A 12,045-nucleotide genomic window follows, 5' to 3' on the forward strand; every position below is an offset into this window, starting at 1 on the left:
TTAAACGATCGTTTAAAAACTTATTAAAGACAAATAAAGGACATCACGACATGTCGAATCAAGAAGGAAAAGTTAGCCGTGAAACTCGCGGACATATTTGTTTAATTGGACTAGATCGGGCAGCAAAACGTAATGCCTTTGATAGCCACCTGATTAAAGATTTATCACTAGCGCTCACCGAATATGAAAATAATGATGATCTGCGCTGTGCGGTTATCTTTGCTCATGGCGACCATTTTACGGCTGGTTTAGATCTCGTAGAGTTACAACCTAAGCTTGCTACAGGTGTTTTTGATTTTAGTGATGAAGAAGTAAACCCTTGGGGCACTGTGGGTCGAAAACTGAGTAAACCCTTGATTGTTGCGGTACAAGGCTATTGTTATACCGCTGGTATTGAACTCTTTCTAAATGCAGACATTGCTTTAGCAAGTGAAAACACTCAGTTTGCGCAAATGGAAGTTCAGCGCGGAATCTTGCCTTTTGGTGGGGCAACAGCACGCTTTACTCAAGCCGCGGGTTGGGCCAAGGCCATGCGCTATTTACTGACAGGTGACCATTTTGATGCAAAAGCCGCCTTGGATATGAACCTGATTACAGAAATTTGCCCTGATGGTACGGAGCTCAACCGTGCAATAGAACTCGCTGAACATATCGCTCAAGCTGCACCACTTGCTGTAAAAGCAACCCTTGCCTCTGCACGTGAAGCCATCAATGAAGGTTATCAAGCTGCATTTAGCCAGTTACAAAATCATCTTCATCCCTTATTAAAAACTGAAGATGTACAAGAAGGAGTTTTTGCCATGTTGCAAAAAAGACCTCCTGTTTTTAAAGGTAAATAAGGCTTCATCAAGCAAGAAAAATAAAGAGAAAAGCAATGCAATTAGCAACTCAAACGAACGAACAGCTTAGCCAAAATGTACAATTTTCAGCTTTAGATGGCTATCAACTGGGTGGCACTCGCTACTTTACGACGACAGCAGCTAAAGCCAATATTGTCGTTGCTGGAGCTACTGGCGTACCACATGAATTTTACCGTCGCTTTGCTGAATATATGACGCAATATGGTTATCAAGTATTCACCTTCGATTATCGAGGTGTGGGGAAATCGAGTCCAAAATCTTTAAAAGGATTTGATATGTCTTATTTAGACTGGGGACAATATGACTTAGCAGGTGCCATTGAATATTTATCACAAGAACCCCTACCCCTTTTAATGGTGGGTCACTCTTACGGCGGTCACGCATTAGGGCTATTACCTAATCATGAAAAATTATTGGCCTGCTACACGTTTGGCACTGGGGCTGGCTGGCACGGCTATATGCCGCTTAAAGAACGTTTTAAAGTTCAAGTGGTCTGGAATATTGTGTTTCCTCCAATCGTCGCTGTGACAGGTTATTTACCTTGGAGCAAATTTAATATGGGTTCTGACTTGCCATTAAATGTTTATAAACAATGGCGAAAGTGGTGTAAAAATCCTAAGTATTTTTTTGCTGACCCAGAACAGCAACATTTAATTGAACAATATGCTTCTGTCAAAACACCAATTTATGCAGTATCGGCACTTGATGATGATTGGGCTTTACCCACTTCTTGTCGCGCATTTATGCAATATTATCGACAAGCTCCGGTCACATACATCAGCCTTCAACCTCAAGATGTTTCTATGAAAGCAATTGGGCACATGGGCTACTTTAAAAAAGGTGCTGAACACATCTGGAGTAAAATCCGCACTACTTTTGATGATTTGGTAAAAGCCTGATTTATGTTTTGGATAATTTAAGATGAGACCGCAAAAACTTGCGAAAGAAGAATTGCTCAAGCACTGTGCTTTGCAGTTTAAAACCTATGGTTACGCAGGCACCAGTATGGACATGCTGGCAAAGGCTTGCGGCCTAACCAAAGCTTCTTTTTATTATTATTATCCAAACAAAGAAGCACTATTGCTTGAAGTGCTCAATAGCACTCATCAGTATTTGATTCATTCTTTATTTGGAAATACGGTAAAGTCCGAACTCTCAGCCATTGAACGGTTTGAACAAATGCATGAGCGTGCTATTCATTTTTTTACACAAGGAGTGAATGGTTGCTTAATAGGTATTATTTCTATGGAAGCAGCATATGGCTCACCTGAAATTTTAGCCAAAATACGCAGCATTTTTGAGGACTGGCAACGTGCGATCCAATCTATTTTTGCGAAGAGCCTTGCTCAAGATCAAGCAGAGATTTTAGCAAAACAAAGTATTGCTGATTATGAAGGTGCGATCTTGATGTACCGTGTCACCCATGATGAGTTTTATATTAATCAAGTCAAACAACGTATTCTTGGATTTCTCAGTTCATAAAAAATAAAGCCCACTTGAAGTGGGCTTTATTTTTTTAATCAGGCTTATTCAACTCTAACGATTTTACCTAGTTCATCGTGGTGAACGACTGTAATTTTTTGGCTACGTCCCTGCTCAATTTCATGTTCAGGTAAATCAAAATAGCGTGCATAATCATCAGTCTGTTTCATTTTAAGCGCACTACCACCGACACGACGCTCCGGTAGCACATGGCTCCACAACAATAAACAAATTGCGCAAGCAATTAATGCTGTAAGGCCATGTTCAATTCCTAAACCAAAGGCACTAAATAAACGATGTACCAAATGAGTTTTTTGTAGTTCAACCAATAGCCATACAAACACGAACGGACGCCACAACAACAACCAAACCGCCCACATCATGGCTGTGCTTGTTGTAGAAGCATAGCGTTTATGCCATGGTAATTGACGGCGTAAATCAATAATCAACGAATCTGTCTTCATTTCTCTCTTTACCTAACGGAGTGCTGTGGTTTTCCCCAGACATCAATACAGCACGATCTTTAAAATCTCATGACTCTTGCATTTCATCTAACGAATGCCCCGATCCGGGCTCACCCAACGTGCTCGTTTCTCATCTCCACGTCGTAAGACTTTTGGAAATGCCACAATGGTTGCCGAAATCGTAATTAACCAAAAGACTAGCGGGTACCAAATCATCCAGAAATAATTTTTTCCTAGGTTTGGTTCATAACGACTATCCATCCATTTGCTTAAAGCAAACTGAATTAGACAGGTTGCCCCCAATAAAATACCGCTACCATACGGTAAAAATGGAGAGCTCACAACGGCTAGTGCTGGTACTGGTAAAATAAAATGTGCCAACCACAATAAAGCCATCGCTAGCATTAAATATGACCAGACTAATGTTAAGCAAAGCTCAAACATTAAAGGCCATAAAAAATTCAATTTTGGCTTGGTGAACACATCAATATTTTTAATTAATACTTGTGCGCCACCCATTGCCCAGCGTAAACGTTGTTTCCACAACCCATTTAAGGTTTCAGGCATTAAAATCCAAACCAAGGCATTTGGTTCAAACTCAATATCCCAACCTGCACGCTGTAATTTCCAAGTAATATCGATATCTTCAGTCAACATATTTGGTGACCAATAGTCGACTTGGTGAACGGCGCTTTTACGAAAAGCCGTAATTACACCTGATACAGTAAACAAGCGACCAAAGGTACGTTGTGCACGTTTAATCATGCCCACAATCGAAGAAAACTCACCGACCTGAATACGCCCTAATAAAGTTGAGCGAGTACGGATACGTGGGTTTCCAGTAACCGCAGCAACAGTTGGATTTTCAAGAAAATGACGAATCATCCACTTTGCTGCATGTGGATCAAGTAACGCATCACCATCAATACCAATTAAAAACTCGGCATCGGTCATTAAGCTTCCGGCTTGCAATCCCATGGCTTTACCTTGGTTTTGAGCCAAATGAACAACACGAAGTTTTTCATGTTGTTCTGCTAAACGGTCGAGTACTTCGCCGGTATTATCTGAGCTGCCATCATTAATCGCGATGACTTCAAAGTGAGGATAATCTAGTTTTAAAGCATGACTAATGGTTTCTTCTGCATTATCCCCTTCATTAAAACAAGGAACTAATACAGCGACTTTTGGATAACTTTCTAATGGAGCTGGTCGATCGTAAGGCGGAGCCTGACGTTCTCTCCAATAGAAAATGATCGCACCCATCATCCATAAATACGACATGAATAATGGGTAATAAAAAACGAATTTTAAGGCATGCGACCATATTGCAGCAAAGATTGTCATGTTTCAGCCCCGACTACGGCACAAGACGAGATGATTTTTCAGCAAATGCTTTATGCATTACGTCAACATCCGGATGATCTTTAATTGGGTCATCAGGGTAATATCCCACATGCATTACACCTTGCTGATAAAGAGAATGAATTGTTGCTGCCATTTCAGTTGAAGGTACCTTTTCATTTTTACGCCAGTCGGTTGCCTGTAATTCAAAAACGGTTTTCTTGAGGCCATTCGGGTATTGTTTCACGCGATCAATCATGTCTTTATAGAACTGATCTGAATTATCGACCTGCTCCATATAAGGCATTGCCATAATAGCTGTAAAATCATAACGCTTTAATGACTCTTCAAGAGATTGAGAGTACCAATTTTCCGCATATGGTTTTAAAGCAACTTGAGCATATAAATTGCGTGCAGTCACCAAGAACGGTTCATATTGTCGCACGTCATCAACGAGTTGCATCGCAAAATCATCTAGATATTTTGTCTTATATGCAGTCCACTTTTGCAAGTCTTGATCGTTTTCACGGATTTTTGCTAAATCTGTTGGTAAGCCTTGTTTCGCATAGGCTTTTAAAGCATCAGGGCTTGCATCTTCATAATCAGATAATGTCACGTCATCATGGAACAAGAGGCCATTAAATGGCGTTGATTTTGCCAAATCCTGATAAATTTCACGAATCGTTTGACGTGCATCGGCTGAGAATGGACTTAAACGGATATACCCCATATTAAGGTGTTCACCTGCTTTTTCCTGCTGAGTCACCACCAAGTCCTTAGAAACAGGATCAGTTTTTGGTAGTTCCCACGCCAATAACGGCATCCATGCATAAATACGGCTTACAGATGTGCGCGTTTGAATTTGCCATGCAACACGGTTAAACAAGTCTGCACGCATTGGAATATGACGGTTTGGGAAATAAACCATATCAGCAGAACCATTCGCATCTGGATCTGAAAATGCCTGTAAATAAACTGTATTTACACCCATGCCATTAATTCGATCTAACAAGTGTCCTAAATTACGTTCTTGCTGTTTCGGGTCTGGGTCATAAATATAGTCCAGATCAATATGCATGATTTTTTGCGGACGATTATTATCCGTTAAATTTAATTCACGGTTTTTAATTTCTTGAGCCAAATCATCAGTTGTCATTCCGCCTTCTACCAAAATACGGCTCATATTTTGTAGAGATTGTTTTGCATGGTCTGCCCCATCATCAAGCGTAATGGTCACTGGCATGCCTAATTTTTTTGCAATTTGAACAGTCTGCATATTATAGCGACCATATGGCCACACCATAATACGTGGTGAACGTAAGCCATGCGCTTTTAATAAGTCATTATTCTTTTTCAGGTCGTTATAGATTCGTGCCTGATATTGTGCATCGTTCTCATATGTTTGTGTTTTAACATCATAAAAACGTGTGGTCGCAGCAGGTTCAGAGTTGCCTTGTGGGTTTCCTGTAATACCACGATGCAAATGATAGCTATGATTCGCGATTTCGACTAAACCGCTGTCTTGCATCTCTTTGAGTTCATTCCAGCTCAAGATCTTATCGCGAGAGATTTCTTCGCCAGAGAAGTCAACTTTTTGACCAGCTTTTGGTTCTAACCATGAACCGACTACAGCCAAAACAACCGGAATCTTTTTTGCTTTAATAACAGGATATGCATTTTGATAAAAAGACTGATAACCATCATCTACGGTCAATAATACTGGCTTAGTCGGCAGTTGATATTTACCTTGATGCGCACGAATTAATTGATCAACGGTAATAAAATGGAAACCATTCTTTTGCAACCATTCAACATGCTGAGTAAATTGTTGAGTAGTGACCGCATACTCAGGAATCATTGCATTTTTTGTATCAGTAATTTCATGATAGCCAATGACCGTAAGTGTTGAAGCATCAATTTTTTGTGGTTTAGCCAATGCCATACCAGACATGCCGGTAAGGGCCAATCCAAGCGTAAGATTCAACAAAGGAGATGCAAAGCGGATAATCATGAAATAGCGTCTCAATAACAATATAGATTATTTATGTGAAAGTTGATGTTAAGACGCAAACTTTCTGAAATTTGGTCTTAATATCACACTGCCCACAAATGAACAGTTTTTCAGTCAGCATTTATAATCAAATAATCTGAAAATAAGCTTAAATATTCAAAAAGCTAAAATATAAATTATGAATGTATTTATATTTAAAGCTCATATAAACAAGAAAGCCCCCTAAAGGGCTTTAAGTTTTTCACTAGTCACGAGTTTTGACATCAAACAATTCAATTTCAAAAATTAAATTAGAATTAGCTGGAATAATCTTACCCATTTTACGCTCACCGTAAGCTAAATGAGCAGGCACGATTAATTTACGTTTACCACCAACTTTCATTCCCATAATGCCTTGGTCCCAACCTTTAATGACACGGCCTGTTCCAATCACGCATTCAAAATAATTACCGCGGTCGATTGAAGAGTCAAATTTTGTACCGTCTTCTAACCAACCTGTATAGTGAGTCGTAATCAAAGCGCCTTTAACCGCTTCTTTACCTTCACCTACTTTTAAATCGATAATTTCTAATTCATTTGACATGGTTTACCCTTTAAACAGAATCTTTAAATAGCAACTGGTACTTAGTGTACCAATTGAATCTGTAGAATTTGTTGCGCTTTTCTATTTTACTGTAACTGCATCCACACAACATTTGCCTGACCCTTTTCACCTAAAAGAGTCCACTCTGTATCCATCACATTTAACTGTAGCTGCATGGTACGTTCACACAGTTGTTCTAGCTCAGCTGTGCTTGCAGGTGCGATTTGCCAAACCTGAACGTTACTTAACGTTTTAATTTTACTATTTCTCTTCCACCATTCTTCGACTTGTGTGCCATACACAACAATCGCAACTTTTTTACAGCGTGCACTCGCTTTTTTAACTTTATCTTCCGAAGGTAAGCCCACTTCAATCCATGTTTCCAACTGACCTGTTAAATCTTTTTGCCATAACGCTGGCTCGTCAGTTTCAAAAAGGTCTTTAGTAAACTCAAGCTCATCACTTGCAAAACGGGCAAAGGCCATCAAACGAACCATTAAACGTTCTAAAGTTTCCGAAGGATGTAAGGCAAGCGTCAGTTGGTAATCACCATAAATATGGTCATCCATATTGGCAATATTCAAGTCTGCCTTATAAATTGTTGCTTTAAGCGCCATGATTAATATGTTCCAAAATTTGGCGCTAAGGATACTCGATTTTAGCTAAAAATTATAAAAAAACTGAGTAATGCAAAACATCGCGATGGTGAAATTTGCATATTATTCCAAAACGCTCCACTTATTCTAGAGTTGGCTGGCTTTTTGCTTAAAAGAGATATTCTCCTCTTCCTAAAATTGATGACTTATGTGGCAAAAGCTCAAGCGTAGTTTATTTTTACAGGTTCTTTGTGCTCTCTTCCTTGGTGTTGCAGTTGGAGCTGGTTTTCATGATTTCTCCTTATCTTTAAAGCCATTGGGCGATGGTTTTATTTCTTTAATTAAGATGCTGATTGCACCAATTGTGTTTTGTGTCGTTGTACTCGGTATTTATGGTGCAAACGACATCAAAAAAATGGGCAAAGTCGGTGCAAAAACTATTCTCTATTTTGAAGTGGTCACCAGTATTGCTTTAGTTTTAGGCATTATTGTGGCCTATGTATTTAAACCGGGCGTCGGTATGAATATCGATATCAGCCATTTAGATGCAAAAGATTTAAGTACCTATACCGAACGTGCCCATGAAATGCACACAGGTTCTGAATTTCTACTCAATATTATTCCAAAAACATTCACTGCCGCTTTTGCAAACGGCGATATTTTACAAGTTTTACTCATCGCTATTTTATTTGGTGTATCACTACTTTTAATTCCTAAACATTTGGCAGAGCTGGTACGTCAGGCCCTTGAAGCTTTTTCTGAAGTCTTCTTTAAAATTATGGGGCTGATTATTCGTTTAGCTCCAATTGGTGTTTTTGGTTCAGTGGCCTATACCACTGCCAAGTTTGGTTTAGACTCACTCTTACAATTGGGCTATTTGGTTTTACTGTTTTATGCAACCTGCATTTTATTTGTAGTTGTTGTTTTAGGTTCAATTTTAAAACTTGCCGGTCTCAACATCTTCAAATTTGTAGCTTATTTTAAAGATGAGTTAGCGATTGTTTTAGGTACAGCATCTTCTGACTCTGTTTTACCCCAAATTATGAAAAAACTCAGAAATCTGGGAATTAAGGATTCAACTGTAGGACTCGTCATCCCTACTGGTTATTCTTTTAACTTAGATGGGTTTTCAATTTACTTAACTTTAGGGGTAATTTTTATTGCACAAGCCTGCAATATCGATTTATCTACGCACGACTTGTTGGCTATCTTGCTGGTTTCACTCATCACATCTAAAGGCGCACACGGTATTCCCGGCTCAGCTTTAGTTATTCTTGCAGCCACGCTTTCAGTGATTCCAAGCCTTCCTGCGATTGGCTTAGTACTTCTACTTTCAGTCGATTGGTTCATTGGCATTATTCGCGCCTGCACCAACTTGATTGGTAACTGCGTTGCGGCCGTAGTGATTGCGCATTGGGAAAAAGATATTGACCATGCTCAAGCTAAAGCCGTGCTAAATACCAAACCTTAAATCCGTTCTAGAGAACATTGAATCATCTTTTTCTCAATGTTCTCTAGTCTTCAATTCGGCAATTCAACAAATCTGTTTCAAATGCCAACCAATCGTGATTATGTTGGCTAATGATTTCAATTCGGTTATCAATTCCCTCTTCGCCAGACTTATAATTAAATTGCTGTGGATTAAAGTTAAAAGTTTTCCAACCTTGATCTGTATTAAAAATTCCCTTAATTCGAAGCCAGTCTTTTTGTGCACATAACACATCAAGCAAAGCATAAAACTCAAACTTCCAGCGTTTAGGTAATTTCCAACCTGCAACAATATAACCTTGTGCCGACTCGACATAATGATAAGGTAACTGCTGAATTTCCTTCTTGACCTCAGTTTCACTCATTTGTTTTTGAAGCTTAAGTAAAGGTTGAATAGAGCGCTCGGTTAAACGAGCAGCCACATCAATTTTATTCAACGCTAACTGACCATGTTCAGTTTTAATCCACTCTTGTTGATAAGGCTGATATTCTTCTTTTAATAACTCAAGTGCCTGATCATCTTCAAAAGTCATCACATCAGTATGTGACACCACCACAATTTGGGCAGCTTTTAACTGATCTTCATAAAGGTTTTGCTTTACCCAATTGGTATCGTGCAAACGGCTACCATCTACAACTGTGACTAATGCTCGCATGGCTAAACTACTTTGCCAATGCGGTTCAGTCAGTTGATCAAATAACTGCGAAGGATGCCCAAGACCAGTCGGTTCAATAAATAGTCGGTCTGGCTTTTGTTCACTCAATAGACGAGCTAAAGCAATATGCATAGGCAATTGACTGCTACAACATAAGCAACCACCTAATAATTCTTTGACTGCATATCCTTCATCTTGAGGTAAGAGTTGTTGATCTACTCCAATCTGCCCAAACTCATTCATTAATACAGCCCAGACCTCATCTTTAGGCTTCTGACTTAATAAATGCTGCAATAACGTGGTTTTTCCCGCCCCTAAAAAACCGGAAATAATATGGGTAGGAACAGTTTTTTGGGCAATAAATTTCACAAGTCACTCAAATTGGAACGGTCTAAAACATTTTAGGTATATCACTCTTTTTTGTCATGTAAATGATTTTTAAACTTGGCCAATGATTTTTTAATTTTTACTTAACAAACCAATAACGAGACTTACATCTCATTTAAAATCTAAATTAACTTTTAATAATTACAACTCAAACGGAATATTCTATTTATATGCATTCACAATTCATGCCAGAGTGTTAGGTTTACGTAACACAATTGGTTTTTTTTCATTCAAGAAGAAATATTTTTACACATTTTAAGGTGTAATTAAGCCCTTTAATTTTACAGATTCCGCACATAAATGGCCCGTATATTTCATATTGTTAAGATAGGCGTAATAGATTGTTAAGTTAATTGATGTAATCCAAACCTCGGCTTAGCATGTGTCCTAGCTTAGTCATTCAGCCATACACGTTTCATGTAGGTATGAACGATTAGGTTTGATTTACTTTTTTAATGAATTTAAGGATGCCATAAAATGAAATTAGCTAAGACTCTACTTGCAACAACTTTAGCTTTAACTGCTGCTTCAACTTTCGCTGCTTCTAAACATGAACAAGCACACAGCACTGCTGGTGAAGAGAAAGTTGTTGTTTCAACTCAAGAACAAGCAAACACAGCAAATGCTGCATCTGATGCTGTAGGTTCTGCTTCTGAAGCTGCTCCTGCAACTCGTTAATTCTCTCAGCACTCTCCTCCAAGCTCAGAGATAATTTTGCTGAAATGAAAAATGGATGCTGAATTTCAGTAAAGAAGAAAAGGATCGAACCATGCTGCGGTTCGATCCTTTTTTTTAAGAAGATTTTTTATACATACTACAAGATGGGTTGTGATTTTCTTGTAGACGTAAAACCTTACGGTGCTCGGCTGCTTCAAAGCGGCAACGTTTCCACTCAGTATTTAGATTTAATTGAGGCACTTCACATGGCTTGCTCTGTTCATCAACAGCAACCATGGTGAAATAACAGCTATTGGTATGGCGCACTGTACGCTTCTGGATATTTTGGGCTTCAACACGTATTCCCACTTCCATTGAAGTACGGCCTACATGGTTAACACTTGCCAAGAAGGTTACCAGCTCACCAACATAAATAGGTTCTTTAAAATTCACCTTATCTACAGATAACGTCACCACGTAGCCACCCGAATAACGACTTGCACAAGCGTAAGCGACTTGGTCTAGTAGTTTTAGAATCGTACCACCATGAACATTACCTGAAAAATTTGCCATATCAGGCGTCATCAAAACTGACATCGTCAATTCAGACTGATCATCAGTTGCTGTGGTTATTTCATCTAATGTAGGCATAGCTCAACTCTGTGTCTTAAAACAAGCTCAGTCAACATTATGGTTGATAATTCACAAAAAAAACATGATTAAATCCACAACATGGCATTGTATTTTTTAATATCTCTGATTGTTTTTTAGAATCTAATTTTTTAAAGCATTATTTTTAAAGTTATTTTTTATAGCTGCATCATTTATTTTAAAGTTTGATAGAACATGCTATGCCATTTTATTCCACGCTTAATGGCATAGCAGGGTCTTACAGATCACTCTCTATACTTTAGTAATAACGCCTGTCACACCATTAATAATCATATCAATGGCGATCGTTCCGATTAATAAAGCAGATAAACGTCCCACAATGTCGAAATAACGGTCGATATGCTTGGCATGTTTATAGCGTAAATGATCATGTGAAAATTTCATCAAAATCAAAATACTACAGGTTAGAAACAAGGTGAAGGCAATCACTAGGGCTGCCTCACCAATTGACATTTCAATACCTGTAACCACAGCGGCACTAATAGTTCCTGGGCCGATCATAAACGGCATTGCAATGGTGCCAGCCAGATGTTCTGGCGCTCCTCGCATTTCACCAATCGTATCGGCACCCTGAAAAACATAGCGATAGCCAATGACCAAAAAGATAAGGCCTCCAAAAATCTGGAAGGCTTCAAAACGTACATTCAGATATTTACTAAAAATTGTTTCGCCGCCCCATGCAAATAGCATGAACACAACAAAAGCAATCAAGCTTCCCTGAATCAGTGCTTTATTAAACACCTTTGTTTCTGAATGGCGGATTAGGCCAATCATATAAATGCTCATTAAAAATGGATTGAGCAAAGAGAAAAATAAAGCAAAAGAATGTAGATAAGGAGAAGCCATGC

The 12,045-nt window shown here is 38.8% G+C and carries 13 protein-coding genes; 5 read left to right on the plus strand and 8 right to left on the minus strand.

The annotated features are described in order from the left end of the window. Positions 1–50: 50 nt before the first annotated feature. From HL290_RS09750 to HL290_RS09760, 3 genes are read left to right on the plus strand one after another with little or no spacing between them, the layout of a single operon-like run. Positions 51–839, plus strand: coding sequence for a crotonase/enoyl-CoA hydratase family protein (locus HL290_RS09750; RefSeq protein WP_198496325.1), 789 nt, complete (start codon positions 51–53; stop codon positions 837–839). 35 nt (positions 840–874) lie between these two features. Beyond that, positions 875–1,759: an alpha/beta fold hydrolase gene (locus HL290_RS09755; RefSeq protein WP_198496326.1), complete on the plus strand. Its 885-nt coding sequence runs from the start codon at positions 875–877 to the stop codon at positions 1,757–1,759. A gap of 22 nt (positions 1,760–1,781) precedes the next feature. Further along, on the plus strand, positions 1,782–2,342 hold the full coding sequence (locus HL290_RS09760) for a TetR/AcrR family transcriptional regulator (RefSeq protein ID WP_198496327.1): 561 nt from the start codon (positions 1,782–1,784) through the stop codon (positions 2,340–2,342). Positions 2,343–2,386: 44 nt separating this feature from the next. Here HL290_RS09760 and pgaD read toward each other — a convergent pair whose 3' ends face one another. The 5 genes from pgaD to HL290_RS09785 form a co-directional block, all read right to left on the minus strand. Then, positions 2,387–2,806: a poly-beta-1,6-N-acetyl-D-glucosamine biosynthesis protein PgaD gene (gene pgaD / locus HL290_RS09765; RefSeq protein ID WP_005042345.1), complete on the minus strand. Its 420-nt coding sequence runs from the start codon at positions 2,804–2,806 to the stop codon at positions 2,387–2,389. Between the two features lie 87 nt (positions 2,807–2,893). Further along, entirely contained in the window at positions 2,894–4,150 is a 1,257-nt protein-coding gene (pgaC, locus tag HL290_RS09770) for a poly-beta-1,6-N-acetyl-D-glucosamine synthase (protein ID WP_151743984.1), read from the minus strand. Positions 4,151–4,163: 13 nt separating this feature from the next. Continuing rightward, positions 4,164–6,158 carry a poly-beta-1,6-N-acetyl-D-glucosamine N-deacetylase PgaB gene (pgaB, locus tag HL290_RS09775; protein ID WP_198496328.1) on the minus strand — a complete coding sequence of 665 codons (1,995 nt, stop codon included), beginning with the start codon at positions 6,156–6,158 and terminating at the stop codon, positions 4,164–4,166. 244 nt (positions 6,159–6,402) lie between these two features. Continuing rightward, the gene (locus HL290_RS09780) at positions 6,403–6,741 is read right to left on the minus strand and encodes an FKBP-type peptidyl-prolyl cis-trans isomerase (RefSeq protein ID WP_002117532.1); all 339 of its coding nucleotides are present in this window, start codon (positions 6,739–6,741) and stop codon (positions 6,403–6,405) included. 86 nt (positions 6,742–6,827) lie between these two features. After that, a complete protein-coding gene (locus HL290_RS09785) occupies positions 6,828–7,358 on the minus strand; it encodes a YaeQ family protein (protein ID WP_198496329.1) in 531 nt (176 codons plus the stop codon). 187 nt (positions 7,359–7,545) lie between these two features. Between HL290_RS09785 and dctA the strand changes: the two genes are divergently transcribed. Continuing rightward, entirely contained in the window at positions 7,546–8,808 is a 1,263-nt protein-coding gene (dctA, locus tag HL290_RS09790) for a C4-dicarboxylate transporter DctA (protein WP_151743986.1), read from the plus strand. A 43-nt stretch (positions 8,809–8,851) separates the two neighbouring features. On the opposite strand, the gene HL290_RS09795 is transcribed toward dctA, so the two are convergent. Beyond that, positions 8,852–9,850, minus strand: coding sequence for a CobW family GTP-binding protein (locus tag HL290_RS09795; RefSeq protein ID WP_198496330.1), 999 nt, complete (start codon positions 9,848–9,850; stop codon positions 8,852–8,854). Positions 9,851–10,345: 495 nt separating this feature from the next. Here HL290_RS09795 and HL290_RS09800 point away from each other — a divergent pair, with 495 nt between their 5' ends. Then, entirely contained in the window at positions 10,346–10,546 is a 201-nt protein-coding gene (locus tag HL290_RS09800; protein WP_016138977.1) for a hypothetical protein, read from the plus strand. Between the two features lie 114 nt (positions 10,547–10,660). Here the strand turns inward: HL290_RS09800 and HL290_RS09805 are convergent, their stop codons facing one another. Beyond that, positions 10,661–11,176 carry an acyl-CoA thioesterase gene (locus HL290_RS09805; protein WP_003653152.1) on the minus strand — a complete coding sequence of 172 codons (516 nt, stop codon included), beginning with the start codon at positions 11,174–11,176 and terminating at the stop codon, positions 10,661–10,663. A 252-nt stretch (positions 11,177–11,428) separates the two neighbouring features. Further along, positions 11,429–12,043, minus strand: coding sequence for a MarC family protein (locus HL290_RS09810; RefSeq protein WP_003653161.1), 615 nt, complete (start codon positions 12,041–12,043; stop codon positions 11,429–11,431). Between the last annotated feature and the right edge of the window lie 2 nt (positions 12,044–12,045).

It is taken from the genome of Acinetobacter sp. AC1-2 (assembly GCF_016124155.1).
In the GTDB taxonomy this organism is placed as follows: domain Bacteria; phylum Pseudomonadota; class Gammaproteobacteria; order Pseudomonadales; family Moraxellaceae; genus Acinetobacter; species Acinetobacter calcoaceticus.